General features: G+C 57.4%; 18 protein-coding genes, 1 tRNA gene and 1 pseudogene. 11 read left to right on the top strand and 9 right to left on the bottom strand.

Going from position 1 to position 19,466, the window contains the following annotated elements:
• Positions 1 to 10: 10 nt before the first annotated feature.
• Entirely contained in the window at positions 11 to 733 is a 723-nt protein-coding gene (locus tag AC0V6O_RS12410) for an AAA family ATPase (protein WP_472639565.1), read from the bottom strand.
• 240 nt (positions 734 to 973) lie between these two features.
• Here AC0V6O_RS12410 and AC0V6O_RS12405 point away from each other — a divergent pair, with 240 nt between their 5' ends.
• From AC0V6O_RS12405 to bfr, 4 genes are all read left to right on the top strand, one after another.
• Positions 974 to 2,041, top strand: coding sequence for an SPOR domain-containing protein (locus AC0V6O_RS12405; protein ID WP_486144420.1), 1,068 nt, complete (start codon positions 974 to 976; stop codon positions 2,039 to 2,041).
• Between the two features lie 110 nt (positions 2,042 to 2,151).
• A complete protein-coding gene (locus AC0V6O_RS12400) occupies positions 2,152 to 3,447 on the top strand; it encodes a DUF418 domain-containing protein (protein WP_486144418.1) in 1,296 nt (431 codons plus the stop codon).
• 287 nt (positions 3,448 to 3,734) lie between these two features.
• Positions 3,735 to 3,938 (top strand): (2Fe-2S)-binding protein, encoded by a 204-nt coding sequence (locus AC0V6O_RS12395; RefSeq protein WP_486144416.1) that lies wholly within the window; start codon positions 3,735 to 3,737, stop codon positions 3,936 to 3,938.
• A 170-nt stretch (positions 3,939 to 4,108) separates the two neighbouring features.
• On the top strand, positions 4,109 to 4,591 hold the full coding sequence (bfr, locus tag AC0V6O_RS12390; RefSeq protein ID WP_472639561.1) for a bacterioferritin: 483 nt from the start codon (positions 4,109 to 4,111) through the stop codon (positions 4,589 to 4,591).
• Between the two features lie 122 nt (positions 4,592 to 4,713).
• Here bfr and AC0V6O_RS12385 read toward each other — a convergent pair whose 3' ends face one another.
• The 4 genes from AC0V6O_RS12385 to AC0V6O_RS12370 all read right to left on the bottom strand — a co-directional run bounded on the left by AC0V6O_RS12385 (position 4,714) and on the right by AC0V6O_RS12370 (position 7,898).
• Positions 4,714 to 5,592: a hypothetical protein gene (locus AC0V6O_RS12385; protein ID WP_486144414.1), complete on the bottom strand. Its 879-nt coding sequence runs from the start codon at positions 5,590 to 5,592 to the stop codon at positions 4,714 to 4,716.
• Positions 5,579 to 6,070, bottom strand: a complete 492-nt coding sequence (locus AC0V6O_RS12380) for a DUF2721 domain-containing protein (protein ID WP_486144412.1) — start codon at positions 6,068 to 6,070, stop codon at positions 5,579 to 5,581. The genes AC0V6O_RS12385 and AC0V6O_RS12380 overlap by 14 nt, the downstream gene beginning before the upstream one ends.
• Complete coding sequence (der, locus tag AC0V6O_RS12375) at positions 6,070 to 7,527, bottom strand: ribosome biogenesis GTPase Der (RefSeq protein ID WP_486144410.1); 1,458 nt, start codon at positions 7,525 to 7,527, stop codon at positions 6,070 to 6,072. Before der ends, AC0V6O_RS12380 begins: the two co-directional genes overlap by 1 nt.
• Before the next feature lie 74 nt (positions 7,528 to 7,601).
• A complete protein-coding gene (locus AC0V6O_RS12370; protein ID WP_486144408.1) occupies positions 7,602 to 7,898 on the bottom strand; it encodes a DUF3297 family protein in 297 nt (98 codons plus the stop codon).
• A gap of 236 nt (positions 7,899 to 8,134) precedes the next feature.
• On the opposite strand from AC0V6O_RS12370, the gene AC0V6O_RS12365 reads away from it, so the two are divergent.
• The 6 genes and pseudogenes from AC0V6O_RS12365 (at position 8,135) to AC0V6O_RS12340 (ending at position 14,846) form a co-directional block, all read left to right on the top strand.
• Positions 8,135 to 8,219: transfer RNA gene (locus AC0V6O_RS12365), tRNA-Leu, on the top strand.
• A 104-nt stretch (positions 8,220 to 8,323) separates the two neighbouring features.
• Positions 8,324 to 9,970, top strand: a complete 1,647-nt coding sequence (tig, locus tag AC0V6O_RS12360) for a trigger factor (protein ID WP_486144406.1) — start codon at positions 8,324 to 8,326, stop codon at positions 9,968 to 9,970.
• Between the two features lie 270 nt (positions 9,971 to 10,240).
• The gene (locus AC0V6O_RS12355; protein ID WP_472639557.1) at positions 10,241 to 11,962 is read left to right on the top strand and encodes a methyl-accepting chemotaxis protein; all 1,722 of its coding nucleotides are present in this window, start codon (positions 10,241 to 10,243) and stop codon (positions 11,960 to 11,962) included.
• A gap of 229 nt (positions 11,963 to 12,191) precedes the next feature.
• A complete protein-coding gene (locus tag AC0V6O_RS12350; protein ID WP_472639556.1) occupies positions 12,192 to 12,896 on the top strand; it encodes an ATP-dependent Clp protease proteolytic subunit in 705 nt (234 codons plus the stop codon).
• Positions 12,897 to 13,168: 272 nt separating this feature from the next.
• A pseudogene (gene clpX / locus AC0V6O_RS12345) lies at positions 13,169 to 14,436 on the top strand (ATP-dependent Clp protease ATP-binding subunit ClpX).
• 71 nt (positions 14,437 to 14,507) lie between these two features.
• Positions 14,508 to 14,846: a low molecular weight protein tyrosine phosphatase family protein gene (locus tag AC0V6O_RS12340; RefSeq protein WP_486144403.1), complete on the top strand. Its 339-nt coding sequence runs from the start codon at positions 14,508 to 14,510 to the stop codon at positions 14,844 to 14,846.
• A gap of 160 nt (positions 14,847 to 15,006) precedes the next feature.
• Here AC0V6O_RS12340 and AC0V6O_RS12335 read toward each other — a convergent pair whose 3' ends face one another.
• Positions 15,007 to 15,582 carry a fasciclin domain-containing protein gene (locus AC0V6O_RS12335; RefSeq protein WP_486144401.1) on the bottom strand — a complete coding sequence of 192 codons (576 nt, stop codon included), beginning with the start codon at positions 15,580 to 15,582 and terminating at the stop codon, positions 15,007 to 15,009.
• A 296-nt stretch (positions 15,583 to 15,878) separates the two neighbouring features.
• Between AC0V6O_RS12335 and AC0V6O_RS12330 the strand changes: the two genes are divergently transcribed.
• Entirely contained in the window at positions 15,879 to 17,141 is a 1,263-nt protein-coding gene (locus AC0V6O_RS12330) for an acyltransferase family protein (protein ID WP_486144399.1), read from the top strand.
• Here AC0V6O_RS12330 and AC0V6O_RS12325 read toward each other — a convergent pair.
• The 3 genes from AC0V6O_RS12325 to AC0V6O_RS12315 are packed head-to-tail and all read right to left on the bottom strand — an operon-like array spanning position 17,138 to position 19,466.
• Positions 17,138 to 17,920, bottom strand: a complete 783-nt coding sequence (locus AC0V6O_RS12325; RefSeq protein ID WP_486144397.1) for an anti-sigma factor — start codon at positions 17,918 to 17,920, stop codon at positions 17,138 to 17,140. The genes AC0V6O_RS12330 and AC0V6O_RS12325 overlap by 4 nt on opposite strands.
• Complete coding sequence (locus tag AC0V6O_RS12320) at positions 17,917 to 18,498, bottom strand: sigma-70 family RNA polymerase sigma factor (protein WP_486144395.1); 582 nt, start codon at positions 18,496 to 18,498, stop codon at positions 17,917 to 17,919. Before AC0V6O_RS12320 ends, AC0V6O_RS12325 begins: the two co-directional genes overlap by 4 nt.
• Positions 18,498 to 19,466, bottom strand: coding sequence for a cation diffusion facilitator family transporter (locus tag AC0V6O_RS12315; protein WP_486144393.1), 969 nt, complete (start codon positions 19,464 to 19,466; stop codon positions 18,498 to 18,500). The genes AC0V6O_RS12320 and AC0V6O_RS12315 overlap by 1 nt, the downstream gene beginning before the upstream one ends.

Raw genomic sequence — 19,466 nt, 5'->3', positions numbered from 1 at the left:
AGGTGCTCCTTTATTGAGCGACGCGGCGACCGAAGCCACCACCGCCAGCTGGACGGCCACCGCCGACAGCTTGCTGCTGAGTGCCAGGTGCGGCGAATACGGTGCGGCGGAAATTCTTCTCAAGCCGGTCAGAAATATACTTCCAAAGCGCTGTCATTTCAGCCGCACTGCGGCTTTCCGGATCAACTTCCATAACCGTGCGGCCATCGATCATTGAGGCGGCATAATCGGTGCGATGATGCAGCGTGATCGGGGCAACGGTGCCGTGCTGTGACAGGGCCACGGCGGCTTCTGAAGTGATCTTCGCCTTAGGCGTCGCGGCGTTCACGACGAACACCAGCGGCTTACCAGCGCGCTCACACAGATCAACCGTCGCACCAACAGCGCGCAGATCATGCGGGCTTGGACGAGTTGGCACCACGATCAGCTCGGCAACGCCGATAACTGACTGAATGGCCATGGTGATCGCTGGCGGCGTGTCAATCACAGCCAGTTTAAAGCCCTGCTGACGCAGAACCTGAAGGTCATTGGCGAGGCGAGCAACAGTCGTCTGAGCAAAGGCAGGATATTCTGCCTCACGCTCGTTCCACCAATCGGCTAGCGATCCTTGCGGATCGATGTCGATCAATACGACTGGGCCAGCGCCCGCACGCTGTGCTTGGACGGCGAGATGTCCGGAAAGGGTAGTCTTCCCTGATCCGCCCTTCTGCGATGCTAAAGCTAGTACACGCAAAGCCTTGGTCCCCCTGTTAGGCCGTTGGCGCCGCCTGATTGCGGCTTGGATGACACTGAGATCGCAGGATACCCCTAATTTACAGTTAACGAGGTTTGCGAAACCAACATCTTGCTTGCGATTAGGGTATGGCAACGAATTCCTAACGGATCGTTCACTATAAGGCACACTTGCCCGCTCGGATGCGCCAGCAATCGCGCGGTAAAAATACGTTTTGACGCTATTTATAAGAGAATGATCATGGTCCATTTCCTTGCCTTTGATGCCGATTCTAAGTCTGCACCTGCCCGCGTGCTTGCCGGGATGCGGCTGGCCGTAAGCGGTGCAGTCGCAGCTATCGCTATGGCAGCAGCGCCGGCATTGGCTGATGTGAAGGCGGGTGTGGACGCATGGAGCTCTGGCGATTTCACCACCGCAGTTGAGCAATGGCGCGGCCCGGCTGGGCGCGGCGATGCCGATGCGATGTTCAACCTCGCCCAGGCGTACCGCCTTGGCCGCGGGGTTGAAATCGACGTCGAGCGCGCTCGCGCTCTTTACGCAGAGGCAGCGCGCAAGGGACACGTAAAGGCGGCGGATAATTACGGCCTGCTGTTGTTCCAGCAGGGCGAACAATCAGAAGCTATGCCGCTGGTAACAGCGGCGGCGGAACGCGGCGATCCGCGCGCGCAGTATATTTTGGGTCTGGTGCATTTTAATGGCGACTACGCACCAAAGGACTGGGTGCGTGCCTATGCTTTTCTGACCTTGTCGGTTTCTGCTGGGCTCCCACAGGCAAAGGATGCCGTGGCGCAAATGGACCGTTATATCCCGATTGAGCAGCGCCAAATGGCTCAGTCAGTCGCGCGTGATTTGGAGGCAGAAGCTGCAAAGCTGCGCGCTGCGCAATTGGCCGAAGCGGAGCTTAATCGCCTGCCATCCGGCGCTCAGCCTGCGCCGAGGATCGCGCAAGCTACACCGGCCCCTTCGTCAAACGGGTCGCAATTGAACACTAATTTTAGTCTTAACGGCCCTACGACTGCCAGCACTGCTGCTCCGGCTCCCGCGGCTGCGCCTGCGCCGCGCGTTGCCGCGGCGGGGAATGGCCCATGGCGGGTTCAGCTCGGTGCGTTTGGCGTGGCTGGCAATGCTGATCGGCTTTGGAAAAAGCTTTCCGGTTCCAATGCATTGCGGGGCGCGCGCAAAATTCTGGTTCCAGCAGGCCGGGTCACGCGTCTGCAAGCGGGCGGTTTTGCCTCACGCGCATCGGCGCAAAAGGCCTGCAACGCTTTGAAAGCTCAAGGTCAAGGCTGTCTCGTCACCAAGAAATAACGCTTGGTCGTTCGGTGAAAGCCCGAATGCTGCTCACGCGCTACCCGCAGCCCGACTTTCCTTGAAGGTAAGGCATGCTATCATGCAGCCCGGAAAAGGGTGGGATCTGCATGAGTGATACGCTGAACGAGCAAGCGGCCGAACATACGTTTGGCGATGACGTGCCTGATGCAGGGCCTGCTAAAACCGCAGACCGTATTAGCAGCCTCGATTTCATACGCGGCTTTGCCGTGATGGGCATTCTGGCCGCGAATATCATCGCCTTTGGCCAACCGTTTAGCGCTTACATGTTCCCCGAGGCGTTTCTCGTCCCCGCCAATGATCCTGGCGGGTGGCAATGGGTCGCGCAATTCACCGTGATAGACGGCAAGATGCGGGGGTTATTCACCATCCTGTTCGGCGCGGGGCTCTATCTGTTTATGGAGCGGGCATGGGCGCGCGGCGAGACGCGCTGGCTGCAGGCGCGGCGATTGTTCTGGCTGTTGCTGTTTGGTCTGATCCATTTCTTCTTCATCTGGGCGGGCGATATTCTGGCCTATTATGCGCTGGTCGGGTGGATCGTATTGCCGTGCCTCAAATGGCAGGCCGAAACGCAACTTAAGGTCGGGCTGCTGGGCTATCTGGTCGGCGCAATCCTCTACGCTTTGATGATGGTGCCATTACCCTTTGTGGCCGACACGCCGATGGGGGATCAAGCCGCGTTCAGCGAGATGCGTGATGGGTTGGAGAGCGCCAAGCAAGAAGCATTAGCTGACTATGTGGTTGAAACGAAGATCAAGCAATCGGGTGATTATGGTGCGTTTGTTCAGCACCGCGCGCAGGAACATGGGTTTGATCTCTTCGGCAATGCGATGTTCTTTGCGCTTGAGACATTTCCCCTGATGCTGCTCGGTATGGCGCTTTACCGGATGGGATTTTTCAGCGGGGGTTGGGCACCTTCGACCTTGCGCAAATGGGGCTGGATCGGCCTTGTCAGCGGTGCCTTGCTGCATCTGCTGATTGCGCTGTGGGCCAGGTCAAACGGCTTCACCTATTACGGAACGCTCGCCGCCTTTGTGGGTATCAGCCCGCTACCCAGACTGATGATGGTTCTGGGAATGGCGGCATTGCTGGTGCTGTTCGCCCCCAAGGCGACCGGATGGCTGGGACAGCGGGTGTCCGCCGCAGGACGCGCCGCCTTCACCAATTATATCGGCACCTCGGTGCTGATGCTGTTTGTATTCCACGGCTGGGCCTTGGGCCTGTTCGGTGAGCTCAATCGACCTCAGCTTTACATGGTGGTGTTGGCCGTTTGCATCATTATGCTGGCCTGGTCGAAGCCTTGGCTGGATAGGTTCCGCTATGGCCCGCTGGAATGGCTTTGGCGCTGCCTGACCTATGGCAGATTGTTCCCGATGAGGCGGTGATGGCTCCTTCATTTTAGAACCGCAGCCGCTCGCCCCTCTATCCGTCCATCCGGATTTTATCCCGGTCGGCTCCAAAGGCTTTGCTCTCAAAACATAACGAAGCGGAGTTCAGCCGCGTCGGTGACCGCAAGGGCTCATGTCCACCCGCAGAGGCGAGGACTTATCTGCCGGATTCGAGGGTTTCGCACGCCGCGTGGTGTGCGGACCGAGTAGAATCCTCTTGCTATTGAGATTAATTCGCATAAATTACTTTTGCAATTGATTCGCAGGAGTAGCGAAAAGCCGTCATGTATATCTGTATTTGCAATGCGATCCGTGAATCTGACCTGCGTGAAGCGGGCCGCGGTACGTCTGGCGATGCAGAAGCGGTCTATGCGAAGCTCGGCAAGCGTCCCAATTGCGGCCAATGCCTTCAAGATGCTGACAAAATTCTGGATGAAGTGCGCCGCGTGGCTGAGCGCCTTGCTTCTTGCAAAGAACTCGCAATCTGAACTGGCGAGGCGCTATTGCGAGATCATCGCAAGTAGCTGAAAATCATACATTTTTATGGATCGATACCTTGAATGGTGGCGGTTTTGCGCGCATATAGTGCGCATACCAAAAACAGTGTCACCGCCAATCCGCGCCCCACAGCGCGCCATCTATTCAAGGAGCATCACCCATGAAGGGCGATCCAAAAGTCATCGAATTTCTCAACAAGGCGCTCACCAACGAGCTAACCGCGATCAACCAGTATTGGTTGCATTACCGCGTGCTCGACGATTGGGGCGTCACCAAACTCGCCGAATATGAACGCGGGGAATCCATCGAAGAAATGCAGCACGCCGACAAACTGGCTGAGCGCATTCTGTTCCTCAACGGACTGCCCAATTTTCAGGCGATCCACAATTTGCGCGTTGGCGAGACGGTTGAGGAGATCCTCAAGGCTGACATGGCGGTGGAAGAAGACGCGATCCCGCTGCTGACCGATGCGATTGAATATTGCGAGAAAGTCCGGGATTATGTGAGCCGTGATCTCTTCGCTGGCATTCTTGCGAATGAAGAAGAGCACGTCGACTTTCTCGAGACTCAGTTCGATATGATTGAGCGGATGGGGCTGGAGAATTACGTGCAATTGCAAAGCAAGCCAGCAGGCGCAGAGTAGCCTTCAGCGACCTGATAGGTCTATCAATAGAGAAGGGCGGGGCGGTTTAGGCAGCTCCGCCCTTTTTCACGTTTGGCGCAAATTTATAGCGGCGGCCCAGGTAGGCGCGCAGCCTAGGCTGGTCACTTGCCTTGGAGAATACCGTCTAATTCGGTTAGAGGCAGGAGGGTCGTAACCGAGTTCATTTCATCCAGTTGCGGAAGCGACGCTCCGTTAAAGGTGAAGAATTTGCTCGGATAATTGCCCGATTCCTCTTTGTCGTAGACGGCGCAAAAATTGAGACTTGCGAGTCGGTCCACCATTGCAAAAATGAACGCGGCACTCAGCAAGTCGTCTTCACTCCATTCGGTGTGCGGCACTTTGCTATGGAGGGTAACACCGACGTAGCCGCTGTAGCACAGCGCATTGCCGCGGACCTCTCTTTGATGCGCAGTCTCAAACCAAATGCCCGGTGCGAATTGCGTAAATACACGTTCAGCTGATTGACCAGCAATTTCTGGCCTGAGCGCGTAGCTGCGAAAGCCTTCAAGCGAAGGGCTGACCATACCTGAGAAGTCTATGACCGCGATGACCCTATCGCTTTCATCCAGCAGCAGGTTCTCTGCCAGACCGCCCGGTTTGGCGCCGAACTCAGCAAGGATATCGATCCCCGATTGCTCCCAATTTTCGGCAACCGGGCCTTCAGCCATCATTTCTGCGATCAACGGATCGATCGCTTGGCTCATTTCCTGGTTGGCCGAAAACAGAGTGAAGAACTGGATGAACTGATCAGCGGAAATATCGGAGGGTAGGATCGATTGTGTTTCAGAAGAGCCGAAAACGCCCTCTTGGGTCTCTGCGCTCTCTTCCTGCGCAGAGACAGGCTCAGCTTGTTCTGGCACATCATCCTGCGCCAGTACCGGCGATCCCAACAGCGCGAGCGCCGCGATTGCAGCAGTTAATGGACGGCGGAACGCTGCATTCTTATTGGTCACTACAGGCATAGTGTTAGCTTCCATCATCAGGGGTGGCTTTGTCTGATTGTCCGGCAGCGGCCACCAATGTCTCCTTCGCGAAATGCACCAGGCCCGTTGTCAAAAACCCCATGGTCGCGATCCAGGCGCCCGCGATCAGCGTCCCGATCTGAGGCCGGATAAAGGCGCTGACAAACAGCATGATGATCACCACGCAGATCGAGAGTGCGGCGGCAGTGCTGAACATCACAGAACGCTGAACCAGCTGGCGGCGATGTAGCAGCCGGGCAAGCTCACGCTGTTCGCGAGTAGGACGATCCTGGGTGAGACGCTCTTCCAACCGCTCAATCCGGCCCGCGACCCAGATCAGCCGCGCCATCATCACATTCATCACCGCGCCGATCCCTGCGAGCAGGAAGGCTGGCGCCAGGCTGAGCCGGACGATTTCCTGAACGCGCATCGTGCTGGACGTCCGTTCGATGAGGTCAGCGGCGATATCGGATGAGGCAAGCAGGTCGAGGAGCATTAGCGATCCCCGCTCCCGCTTGAGTAATTGCCGCCTCCGCCGCGATTGGCATTGTAGGGGTTCTTCGGGCTTTTCAACGACACGCGCACTGGCACAGCGTCAAAGCCGAGTTTTGAGCGGATGCCGTTCACCAGATAGCGCTCGTAGCTGGTCGGGAGCACTTCCAGACGGCTGCCGAACACAACAAAGCGTGGCGGGCGGGTGCCAACCTGCGTGATATAGCGCAGCTTGATCCGGCGGCCCTTTGGTGCGGGCGGCGGATTGTTCGCCAGCGCATCGTCGAACCAGCGGTTGAGCGCGGCGGTGGGCACACGCTTCGACCAGCTTTCGCGAATTTCAAACGCGCCTGAGAGCATGGTGTCGAGCCCTTTGCCGGTCTTCGCAGAGACCGCAAACAGGGGCAGCCCGCGAACCTGCGCCAGACCATCATCGAGCGCGCGGCGAATGCCGTTGAACAATCCGCTGGGATCCTCGGCAATGTCCCATTTGTTGATAGCGATCATCAGCGCGCGGCCTTCTTCCAGGCACATGCTGGCGATCTTGAGGTCTTGGTGCTCAAGCCCCTGAGTCGCGTCGAGCAGCAGCACCACGACCTCGGCAAAGTCCACCGCGCGGCGGGCATCGGCGACGGACAGCTTCTCCAGCTTTTCGGTCACATTGCGTTTCTTGCGCATGCCTGCGGTGTCGATCAGACGGATCTCTCGCGTCTCACCTGTGTCGGGATCCGTCCAGTCCCAGTCGATCGCGATCGAATCGCGAGTGATCCCGGCTTCTGGCCCGGTCAGCAGGCGGTCCTCGCCCAGCATCCGGTTGATCAGCGTCGATTTGCCTGCGTTCGGGCGGCCAACAATCGCCAGCTTCAGCGGACCGAGCGGGGCCTCTTCGCCCTCATCAAGTGCAAATTGTGCTGCGGCCTTCAGCGCCTCTGCCTTGTCCCCGATCAGCGGCCACAGCGCGCCAAACATATCTGCGACCCCTTCGCCATGCTCTGCGGAAACCCCGATCGGCTCACCCATGCCGAGCGAGTAGCTTTCCAGAATGCCGTCTTCGCCCTGTTTGCCTTCGGCTTTGTTCGCGACGAGCACGACCGGCACTTTCTCGCCCTTGATCTCGCGCTGTTCGCGCAGGAACCGGGCAACCTCTTGATCGAGTGGGGTCACGCCCGCGCGTGCATCGATCACGAACAGGATCGCATCTGCGCCCTCAATGCTGACCTCGGTTTGTTGACGCATCCGACCAGAAAGGCTGTCGGGGTCTTCATCTTCCCACCCGGCTGTGTCGACCACGGTGAATTCCAGGCCAGCAAGCTCGGCATCACCCATTCGGCGATCACGCGTGACGCCCGGCTGATCATCGACCAGCGCGAGCTTTTTGCCCACCAGTCGGTTGAACAATGTCGATTTGCCAACATTGGGCCGGCCAATAATGATGACTTGCGGTTTATCTGTCGGTGTCATGATGCTGTCCTTACCGCTCGCGCGCTGTCCTGTTCAGGCCTGCGCCGCAGCAGCGGTGTAGGCGAGCGGCGGGTTTATTCCGCTTTGGCAATGGGCGGGCTGTCGCCCAGGTCTTCGAACCATGCCTCTACCGGGCCGTTCAATTTGATGGTGAGCGGCTGGCCTTTGCGGTCGACCGTCTTGCCTGCCTGTACGCGCACCCAGCCTTCGGAAATTGAGTATTCCTCAATATCGTTGCGCACGCGGTCCTTAAAACGAATGCCGATCCCGCGCTGCAGAACGTCTGCATCGAAATGCTTGCTGCGCGGATTAACAGACAGATGATCTGGCGGCGTGTCGGTGCCGGCCGTTGGCTTTGTTTCTTCAGTCATGCTCTTTATCCAAATCCAGAGTTTGCCCACGCTGATATTCTGGCCACTCATGGCGATATGCACATGGGTTGGCCAAAGACGGCGGGGACAAGCGTTTGAAAGTTCTGGAGCGTCCATAGTCGCAGGTGCGCGGCGGAACAAGATCGTTCCGCTTGCCCTTTTTCGCGCACCAGACTAGAGGCGAGCGCAATGCGCGCGGGGGCCGGTTGGTTTCCCGCGCGGCTTCGTTCAATCAAGCGGGCGTGGCGGAATTGGTAGACGCGCTGGTTTTAGGTACCAGTATCGAAAGATGTGGGGGTTCGAGTCCCTTCGCCCGCACCAATGTTTTTCCGCGCCGGTGTTGAGAATTCGCATATCAGATACACGTCGTTGCGACGTTAAGTATCTGAACTTACGAGATTGTTGAGAAGGTTTCAGTTTTTCCAATGCAGACCAAGCAAACCACCAATGAAGGCCTGAAGCGCGCCTATCAGATCACTGTCACTGCCAAGGAATTGGCGCAAAAGATTGACGGGGAGATCAAGAAGGTCGCCCCGCAGGTGCAAATGCCTGGCTTCCGTCCCGGCAAAGTGCCAGCCAATCTCGTCAAGAAAATGCACGGTGAACAGCTGCATGCGCAGGTTGTGAACGACACGATTCGCGATTCGCTGGAAAAATTGCTCACCGACGAAGGCCTGCGTCCTGCGATGCAGCCTAAGGTTGAGCTGGCCGAGGGCTATGAAGAAGGCAAAGACGCCGAGATTTCGGTTGAGCTTGAGATTCTCCCAGAGGTTGAAGCGCCAAGCACCGATGGCCTGACACTCGAGAAGCTGGTCGTTCCTGTGAAGGACGAACAGATTGAAGAAGCGCTGCAAGGTCTCGCTGGTCAGAACAAGAGCTACAAAGACGCAGCCAAATCGAAGAAGGCAGCGGATGGCGATCAGCTGATCATCGATTTCGTGGGTAAGCTTGACGGCGAAGAGTTTGAAGGCGGCAAAGCCGAAGACGCGCCATTGGTGCTCGGCTCAGGCCAGTTCATCCCAGGCTTTGAAGAGCAGTTGACGGGTTCGAAGACCGGCGATGAGAAGACCATCGACGTCACCTTCCCTGAAGATTACCAGGCCGCGCATCTCGCCGGTAAAGCGGTTCAGTTCGACATCACTGTGAAGCAAGTAAAGGTCGAAACCGATACCAAGATCGACGATGGTTTTGCCAAAGGCCTCGGCCTAGATGATCTCGACAAGTTGAAAGAGATCATGAAGAGTCAGCTGGAACAGCAGACTGCTGGTCTTACACGCACACAAATGAAGCGTGCCTTGCTCGATCAATTGGCAGCGGGTCATGACTTTGCCGTTCCAGAGAACATGGTTGATGCCGAATTTGAGCAAATCTGGGCTCAGCTTCAGCAAGAAGCCGCGAAGGAAGAGAAACCTGAAGACGCTTTGAAAGAAATCGAAGCGGAGAAGGACGAATATCGTTCTATCGCCGAGCGCCGCGTGCGTTTGGGCCTGTTGCTCAGCGAAATCGGACAGGTAAATGGCGTCGAAGTGACCGCTCAAGAAATGCAAATGCTGGTGCAGCAAGCTGCTCAGCAATATCGCGAAGAAGATCGCGAGCGTTTCATGCAGTATATTCAGCAAGAGCCAATGGCCGCTGCTCAGCTGCGCGCGCCGCTCTATGAAGACAAGGTCGTCGACTTCCTGTTTGACAAGGCGGAAGTCACCGAGCGTGAAGTGACGCAGGAAGAACTGCAAGCTGCAATCGAAGCGGATGAAGCCGCTGATAGCAAGCCAGCCGCCAAGAAGAAGGCCCCGGCCAAGAAAGCGGCGGCGAAAAAGGCACCAGCTAAGAAGCCGGCAGCGAAAAAAGCGCCTGCGAAGGCTGCGGATAAGAAAGAGCCAGCGGCGAAAAAGGCACCAGCCAAGAAACCGGCGGCCAAAAAAGCCCCGGCGAAGAAAGCTCCTGCCAAGAAACCGGCGGCAAAAGCGGATGCAAAGCCAGCCGCCAAGAAGGCACCTGCAAAAAAGGCTCCGGCTAAAAAACCAGCAGCTAAGAAACCGGCAGCTAAGAAAGCGCCCGCGAAGAAGAAATAACGCGCGGTCGCTTTGCCCCTGCGATGTGGCGGGGCAAGCCAGGCAAAGCTCTGACATAAAACGAGCCGTGATCCAGATAATGGGTTGCGGCTCGTTTGTATTGGTAAGCAGCACGCAGGTGAGGCCCGCGTTCGCTGCGCCCATCCTAACTCATCCTTAACCATGTGCGGCTAAACCCTAAGTCGATTTTAGGGCAACTTACGTAGGCATGTCGCCTGACGTGGCCCCAGGAACAATGGGTTAACATGCATTATGAGTAATAGGTTCAGCATGTCGTGGGTCAAAAGCCGTTTTGAAAGCGGTTCGATTAATGGTCAGGTTGGCCGGGTGTTCAATATGTTCGCCTTGCTGGTTTTGGTGCTCGGCGCAGTGGGCACCATTGGTGCTCTGCGGATGGAGCAACGCTCCAACACGCTTGCCAGCTTGACTGAAGTCGCATTTCTTACGGCAAGTATGAACAGAAACGTCTCGCTCTCAAAAGACGAGATGGGCGCTTATCGTGCGAGAAACTTTGACAACGAACGTATAGAACTTGCGTTCAAATATGCCAATGAAGCGGTTGAAATGAATGACCGTTTGGCGATTGCGGCGGGTTCTGTTGATGAAGCCTATATGCCCAAAGTGTTGCAGCTCGATAATGAGCTGAATGGCATCGTCACCATTCTGGGTGAGGTGCGCGATGCGCCGCGTGACATCGCCTTGCAAGAGAGCTTTCTTGGACCACGCTATGAGGCAATCGACGCAACCGTCGGCCTGATTGTTGAGGTGCGTGAAGACGCGGCCGCCCGCGTCAAAACCGCCTCTGGCGAAGGCTTGTTCGAAATCAAGGTTCTGATCGCTTCCTTGATCGCTGGTTTGCTCATCGCACTCGGCTTGGTATTCCTAGGCAAACGTCTGGTCGCCAAACAAGTCGTCGCACCTATCGTTGACATCAGCGATGTTAGTGAACGGATCGCCGCTGGTGAAACTGACCTTGAGATCCCATCGGCTGAGCGCGAAGATGAGATCGGCACTTTGTCTGCTGCTCTTACTGTTTTGCGGGGCGTTCAAAGCGAAGCTGACGCGCAGGCCAAACGCGAGTTAGAGCGTGAGCTTGAGAGTGAGCGTGAAATCAAAGAAGAACGCGAACGTTCTCAGGAAGAGCAACGTAAATTGCTCAAGTCGCTCGCCGACAAATTTGAAAAGACTGTTGGCGATGTCGCCTCCGGGGTGGCCGCCGCCTCCAGTCAAATGGAAGATTCCGCCACCAATCTGGCGCGTAATGTCGAATCTTCTTCCCAGACGGTTAACGCCGCCAATTCCAGCCTGAAGCAAGCATCGGACGGCATCACTGGCGCAGCGTCGGCATCTGATGAGTTTGCGATGTCGATCAATGAGGTTAGCCGCCAGGCGGCCTCGTCGTCTGAACGCGCCCGCAAAGCTTCTGAAGCAGCTGCGAAAGCGGATGAAACCATTACCGGTCTGACCGGTTCTGCCGACCGCATCAGCCAGATCGTTGAAGTGATCGCCGGCATTGCTCAACGCACTAACTTGCTCGCACTTAACGCCTCGATCGAAGCTGCTCGCGGCGGTGAAGCGGGACGTGGCTTCTCTGTCGTCGCGTCCGAAGTGAAGGAGCTGGCCTCGCAAACCGGACGCGCGACTGAAGAAGTTGAGGGTCTGATTCGCGAAATGCAGGACGCAACCGGTGAAAGCGCGTCTGCGCTGGCGTTGATCTCGACCGAAGTGGTTGCTCTGGAATCGACCGCAACCGCGATTGCCAGCGCCGTCGATCAGCAGGCCGTTGCTGGTCAGGATCTGGCGCAAAGCATCGATTTGGCAGCCCGTAATACCCAAGATATCAGCGCGACCATCGAAGATGTGAGCGAAGTTTCCATGACGGCGGGCAGCACAGCGACGCAAATGCTCGCTAGTTCGCAGGAAATGTCGGTCCAATCTGAGAAACTGCGTGAGCAGGTCGCCGAATTCCTTAAGCAGGTGCGCGCAGCTTAAGCCCACAGACAGGTGGCGGCTCGGCCCGCTGCCGCGCTAAAACTAAGCAATACAGAAATGCCGCCGGCTGGATTTCCATTCCAGTTTGGCGGCATTTGCGCGTGCGTTCACGCGTCTGATCTCGCAAAAAGAAACTGTGATTGAATGCACAGGTGAAGGTTAAGGCCCTTGAACATTTTCCGTGTGCCCCCGACATAGCAGAACCGAGATAAAGAAGGACCACCAGCACATGATCAACCTGTTCGGCAATTCTGGCGAAACGCACGGCACCCAGGGGCAATTCACTCGCGATCCGGCAACCGGCGCATTGGTGCCGATGGTGGTTGAGCAAACCAGCCGCGGTGAACGCAGTTTTGACATTTTCTCCCGCCTGCTGCGAGAGCGGATTGTTTTCGTAACTGGCCAGGTTGAAGACGGCATGGCCTCGCTGATCACGGCTCAGTTGTTGTTCCTTGAAAGCGAAAACCCGTCGAAGCCAATTTCGATGTACATTAATTCGCCAGGCGGCGTTGTGACCGCTGGCATGGCGATCCACGATACGATGCAATACATCAAACCGCGCGTTTCGACCGTTTGCATGGGCCAGGCGGCCTCCATGGGCAGCTTCCTGCTCGCTGCTGGTGAGCCGGGCATGCGTGTCGCTCTGCCAAACTCGCGGATCATGATCCACCAGCCATCCGGCGGTGCGCGCGGCATGGCCTCTGACATTGAGATTCAGGCGCGTGAGATCCTGCGGATCAAAAAGAGCATGAATGATCTCTATGTGAAGTACACGGGCAAGAAACTGTCTGAGATCGAAAAGGCGATGGACCGCGACACCTTTCTGGAAGCGGACGAGGCGATGAAATTCGGTCTGGTCGATAAAGTGTTTGAGACCCGTCCAGAGGGCGACTCGGGCGATGATGAGAAGGGTTCGGGCGGCGCGCCGGAATAAGGCGAGCGGTCTGAACTGCATTTTTGGCCGTGCTTGGCCGAATCGCGATTAAGAATCGCTCGTTCGGCATCCCACGCCGGGACACAGGCGGCCAAAGTGCGACTTTAAAGACGCCAAAACCGGGCAATCGCCCAAAAAGAGCCGCGTTAATGTTGATTCACAACCGGCCCTATATATTGTTGAGCGAATCCCCACCGGGCACTCGGTTTGGTAATTGGATTACAAACGCTGTAGTTTAGACCAGTGCGAGTGAAGGCCCAGGACAATAGGAAATGACCAAGTTGAGCGGAACTGACAGTAAGAGCACCCTATATTGCAGCTTCTGTGGGAAGTCGCAGCATGAAGTGCGCAAGCTCATTGCCGGGCCAACCGTGTTCATCTGTGATGAATGCGTTGAGCTGTGCAATGACATCATTCGTGAAGAGACGAAGGCTGGCATCGCCGGCAAGAAAGAGGGCGAAGTTCCAACGCCTTCGGAAATCTTCGCAACGCTCAATGATTATGTGATCGGCCAGGACAGCGCCAAGCGCAATCTCTCGGTTGCGGTTCACAACCACTACAAGCGCTTGAAGCATTCCGGCAAAGCCGACGGTGTTGAGCTGGCGAAATCCAACATCCTGCTAGTCGGGCCGACCGGCACGGGTAAGACATTGCTCGCGCAAACTCTGGCGCGCACGTTCGACGTGCCATTCACCATGGCGGATGCGACCACTCTGACGGAAGCGGGCTATGTCGGTGAAGATGTTGAGAACATCATCCTGAAGCTGCTGCAATCATCGGATTACAACGTTGAAAAAGCGCAGCACGGCATCGTTTATATCGACGAGATCGACAAGATCACCCGCAAGGCTGAAAATCCATCGATCACCCGCGACGTGTCGGGTGAGGGGGTTCAGCAGGCGTTGCTGAAACTGATGGAGGGCACCACCGCCTCTGTCCCGCCGCAGGGCGGCCGCAAGCACCCGCAGCAGGAATTCCTGCAAGTCGACACCACGAACATCCTGTTCATCTGTGGCGGCGCGTTTGCGGGCCTCGACAAGATTATCGCTGATCGCCTGCAAAAGCGCTCGATTGGCTTTGGCAACCATGTTGCTGACCCGGACAAGCGCAATGTGGGCGAATTGCTGGAGCTGAGCGAACCGGAAGATCTGCTGAAATTCGGCCTGATCCCTGAATTCGTTGGCCGTCTGCCAGTGATTGCGACCCTGCACGATCTGGATGTCGATGCGTTGGTCACTATCCTGACCGAGCCTAAGAACGCCATTTCGAAGCAATATGGCAAATTGTTCGAGCTCGAAGATGTCGAGCTGACCTTCACTGATGATGCCCTCAAAGCGATCGCGGAGCGCGCGATCAAGCGCAAGACGGGTGCGCGCGGTCTGCGCTCAATCGTCGAAGGTATCTTGCTCGACACGATGTTCGACTTGCCCGACCTTGAAGGCGTGACCGAAATTGTGGTCGATGCCGAAGTGGTCGAGGGAAAAAAGCGCCGGTCCAGGTGCTCGGCGGCAAGGGCGAAGAGAAGGAAGAGGCGGCTTAACGTCGCCGAAGAGTGACCAGCCCTTTGCCGAGGCTTGCGCGCGCGAAGCGATTGAGGCCAAAGCAGACTGGATGAGCGCGAAGCGTCACTTTCTATTCGTCTGCAGCCAGAACAAGCTGCGCAGTCCGACAGCTGAGCATATTTTTGCCGACCTTCCGGGTATAGCGACAATGTCTGCGGGCACGAATCGCAATGCTGATACTGGGCTTAGCGACGATCTAGTTGAATGGGCCGATGTCATCTTCGTCATGGAACGGGTTCACCGCACAAAGCTGCGAAATGGCCACCGTGGGACGCTGAAAAACAAACGGATTGTCGTTCTGAATATTCCGGACGATTTTGCGTTTATGGATCAGGCTCTGATCGACTTGCTGGAAGACCGCATGCGTCCATGGCTCCGGTCGGGCTAAGCCTAGCGTCCGTCATCACAGCGACATCCCACCAACTCATCCCCAAAACTAAAAAACCCCGCTTCGCCGATCACTCAGCCAAGCGGGGTTCTTGGTTTGCACCGCTGCATGTGGGAGGGAAGGGAAGGACGCAGCGGCGCGAAAGGGGAAGGCGGTGTTCTTACGCGGGGAGGAACACGCCGTCGGTCACATGGATGACACCGTTTGAGGTCATGATGTCGGCGGTGGTCACTGCGGTCGCACGGCCTTTTGCATCGGTGATCACGATGGTGTCGCCGACAAGACGTGCCGTCAGTTTCTGACCAGCGAGCGTGTCTATTGTCGCTTCGCCACCATGTTTGTTAATCAGTTTTACGAGGTCGCTCGACGATACCGCGCCGGACACTGCGTGGTAGACGAGCACGTTGGTGAGTGTGCCCTTGTTTTGAGGTTTGAGCAGTGTGTCGACTGTGCCTTCTGGTAGCTTCGCGAACGCCGCGTCGGTCGGCGCAAACACGGTAAATGGGCCAGGGTTTTGGAGCGTGCCTGCGAGATCCGCGGCGGTCACGGCAGCGACGAGCGTGTTGTGTACGCCAGTGCTCTGGGCGGTTTGTACGATGTTTGGCTGACTTTTCTCAGCGTTCTTGTGGCCATGAGCCGCAAGCGGGGTGGTGTTCAGCACAGCAAAGCCGGTGGTTGCGGCGATCGCTGCAAGGGCGGCGGCCTTAACTTTTGAACTGGTCGAGGTCTTAGGCATTCGGGTTCTCCTTTATCCGCAAGACCTCCCGTTCTTGCATGGTGGGAGCTACGCAAACGCTCATGTGCTGGATGCGGACAATGTGAAAATTTTTCTGTCGCAGGTACAGAAACTGTACGGAAACGCTCTGAATTTCGCGGATTTTATGGGGTTCTTAAAAGGCATGAGATTAACGCTTTGAAGAGCCGTCATCTCGAATTGGGACGCGCCTTTGCGCGCGATTGCAAGCGAGCGGCAGGCAGTGTGTGACAGACCAGCACAGCTCTCAATATCAAGCGACGGATCTATAACCCTCAATGCCCAATTCGAAGCCAGCCCAACATTATCACGATATCGACGGCATGCGCTCTGTGTTGATGTTCCTGTCGGTCGCGTTGCATGCGGCGACGGTATACGCGCCTGCACGTCCCTGGATCACCAGCAATGCACAGCGCCATGAATTCTTCGATTGGGTGATTTTCGGTCTGCATCTGGTGATCACGCCGACATTTTTCTTCGTCGGCGGGTTTTTCACCGTCCTCATGCTGGCGCGCCGCACACCGGGCGGGTTTTTGCGCAATCGTTTTATGCGAACCGTCGTTCCACTGATTGCGATCGCGCTGTCGTTCAACATGCTGGAACATTACCTGCGCTGGAATGACAAGACCGGCGACAGCGGACTGATGCGCTGGATCGACAGCGGCGGGTTCGCGCAGATCTGGGTCAGCGGGGAATGGTCGCTGCATCTGTGGTTCCTGGTCAGCCTGGTGCCGATGTTTATCTTCTCGGCCATCGTCCAGGCTGCAATCCCGAAGGGGGCTGCGATCCGCACAGGCGCGCTGCGCATGGTGGAGCGCGCCGCTGATTGGTTGAAGTCAAGCTGGGCCTTTGCTCTATTCGTGCTCGCATTGGCTGCGGCCAACACTGTGAATTTCGCCGTCGCTAGCCAGGTGCCGGGTGGGTATGAATTGCTCTTTCCAGGCTTTCAAAGCTGGTACAAGCTGATCAGCGAGTTTCCCTTCTTCGTGCTCGGTGTGGCGGCTGCGCTTTCACCTAGCCTGCTTAACCGGCTGCGCACATGGCGCGCATGGATGCCGTTTGCTGCGGTGCTGGCCTTCGCTTTCCAACCGTATGCGAACCCTGATCAAGGCTTCGCGGCTGGTATGGCGATGCTGTTCCTCAACCAGTTGGCGATCTGGACACTCGTCTTGTTCCTGATCCAATTCTTTTACCGCCACTTTTCAAACGACAGCCTGCGCACCCGGTGGCTCGCCGACAGTGCTCTATCGATGTATCTGTTCCACCATTGTCTGGTCTATATTTACGGGCGCGGGTTTACCCATGTGGAATGGCCGATTGCGCTGGAATGGGCGTTGTTGGCGGTCACGGCGGCGGCAACGGTGATCCTGTTCCATGAAACGATGGTCCGCCGGTTTGCGCTGCTGCGGCTGCTGTTCAATGGTAAGACGGATGTTGCCGCGATCCGCAAGGCACCCGGTTTCTGGCAGAGCTTTGGCCTGCCAGGCGTAAAGCGCGCCAATGGTAATGTAAGTGGAGCGGGCGGAAAGCCTGCGGTCTAAACCTGATTGAATGCGCCCTGTGCAACCACGGGGCCGGCATCCTGCGCCTCTGGCTTGCCGCCAATCGGTTCACGCGTCAGCACCAGCTCGGCGCCATCACCCATATTCTGAGTGATCTCTGACGGTAAGGTAACACTGCGGACCTCGCCCGGCGTCACCACACCAAGGGATTGCAGTGCGCTGCCATCGGCTGGCACCAGCCACAGCTCATGATCGTGAACGCCGTCTGCAGTCAGGCCAATCGCGCCCACCAACATGCGCTCGCTATCGGGCATATATGTCACATCGAGGCGTAGACCGGTATCGCCAATCGGCACTTGTGCGACCAGCGGGTTTGCCGCCGCGATTTGCGGCGCTTCGCTCGCGCCGGGCGTCGGAACACTGTCCGTACCGGCCGGCAGGACAACCAAGGCAAGGGCCGCGACCGCTGCTGCGCTGGTTAGCGCGCTGACCCATTGCCAGCGTCGCACCTTGCTTTGCAATTCTACGACATTGGCGCCGTCCAGGCCTGTCTCCGCATGGGTTGATGCCGCACGCACGCGGGCTTCAATCTCATCCCACACCTTCGCGCTCGGCTCTGCGCCGGAGATTTCATCGGTCCACGGTGCGAACCAATTGTCCCACCAATCCTTGCGCCAGGCAAAGTCGGGATCGCTGGCCAGTTTCCCGCGCGCGGCAAGCAATTCCTGACCTTCCAGCAGGCCAAGCGAGAACTCCGCCGCCAACATCGGATCGTCGCGCTTGATCTCTTCGCGTTCCATGCCGTTCTCGTCGCTCATTCGCTCGCCTCCAGGCAAGCGCGCAGGCGTTGCAGCCCGCGGCGGATCCAGCTCTTCATCGTGCCCAGCGGAACATCGGCATGCTCAGCCAGCTCGGCATAGGTCTTTCCATCGAAGAAGGCGGCGCGAATGTGACCGCGCGCGTTTTCGTCCAGCCCCTCAATGCAGGTGTGAATTTGTGCGGTTTGCTCCGCATCGACCAGCAGACTGTCGGCCAGCGGTGCCTGATCGGGCAGAGGAGCGGCCTCTTCCACAGGCACAGCGCCGCCGCGCACCTTGCCCGTGCGCAGACGATCAATCGCGCGGTTGCGCGCGAACGTCGCCAACCACGAGATCGGGCTCGCCCGGGTGGGATCATAGCGATCCGCCCTTTGCCACAGATTTACATAGACGTCCTGCAACGCGTCCTCGGCTTCTTTCCTGTCGCCTAAGATACGCAAGCAAATCCCAAACAGTTTCACCCGTGTGGCGCGATAAATATCTTCCAGCGCACTGCGGTCACCCTCGGCCAGCCGCGCCATGGCCGCCTTTAGCGCCTCGCGCGCTTCCGCGCTGGCCGGTGTGGGCCCATCCGCCATCAACAGCAGCCCGCATCATCACGCTTGCGGTGGATTTGAATGGTGGTGTGGCTGATGCCGAATTTCTGCTCCAGCTGGTCGGTCACTGTGCGCAAAAAGCTTTCGTCACATCCGCCGGGTGCCACCAGGTGCGCCGTCAGTGCGGTTTCCGTTGTCGACATTGGCCAGATATGCAGGTTGTGCACTTCGTCCACTCCATCAAGCTCTGCCAAATGAAGCCGCACATCGGCTTCGTCAATCCCGGCAGGCACGGCGAGCAAGCCCATTTTGAGGCTGTCCTTGGCCAGTCCCCATGTTCCCCATGCAATTACGCCAACAATGATCAGGCTGACAAGTGGGTCAATCCACACCGATCCGCTGTAAATAATTGCAATTCCTGCGATTACCACGCCGAGCGAGACCAGGGCGTCGGCCGCCATATGCAGGAACGCGCCGTGGATATTAAGGTCCGATTTGCTCCCCCGCATGAACATCAGGGCGGTGACGGTGTTGATCACAATGCCGATCCCGGCGACCACGACCATCACCATGCCTTGCGGCTGAGCCGGTTCAAACAGGCGGTGCGCGGTCTCAAACAGGATTGCCCCAATCGCCATCGCCAGCAGCAGCGCATTGGCGAGCGCGGCCAGGATCGTGGAGCTTTTGAAGCCATAGGTATAGCGCGCGCTGGCGGGCTTTTTTGAGGCGATATTGGCGACCCAGGCCAGGATCAGCGCGAGTACATCGGACAGGTTGTGCCCCGCATCGGCGACCAGCGCCATGGATCCCGATAGGAAGCCGTATGTGGCCTCGATAATGACAAAGATCGAATTGAGCGCAATGCCGATGGCAAAGGCCATGCCGAAATCGGCCGGAGCGTGGGAATGGCCATGCCCATAATGGCCCGGCGCATGGCTGTGCGCATGACCATGCGAGTGCCCATCATCATGAGCGTGATTATCACGATTATGTGCGTGCGATGACCCCAT

The organism is Erythrobacter sp. JB2-19, assembly GCF_057365005.1.
Note: the sequence above shows the minus strand (reverse complement) of the source record. Positions and strands in the feature narration are given on the sequence as shown.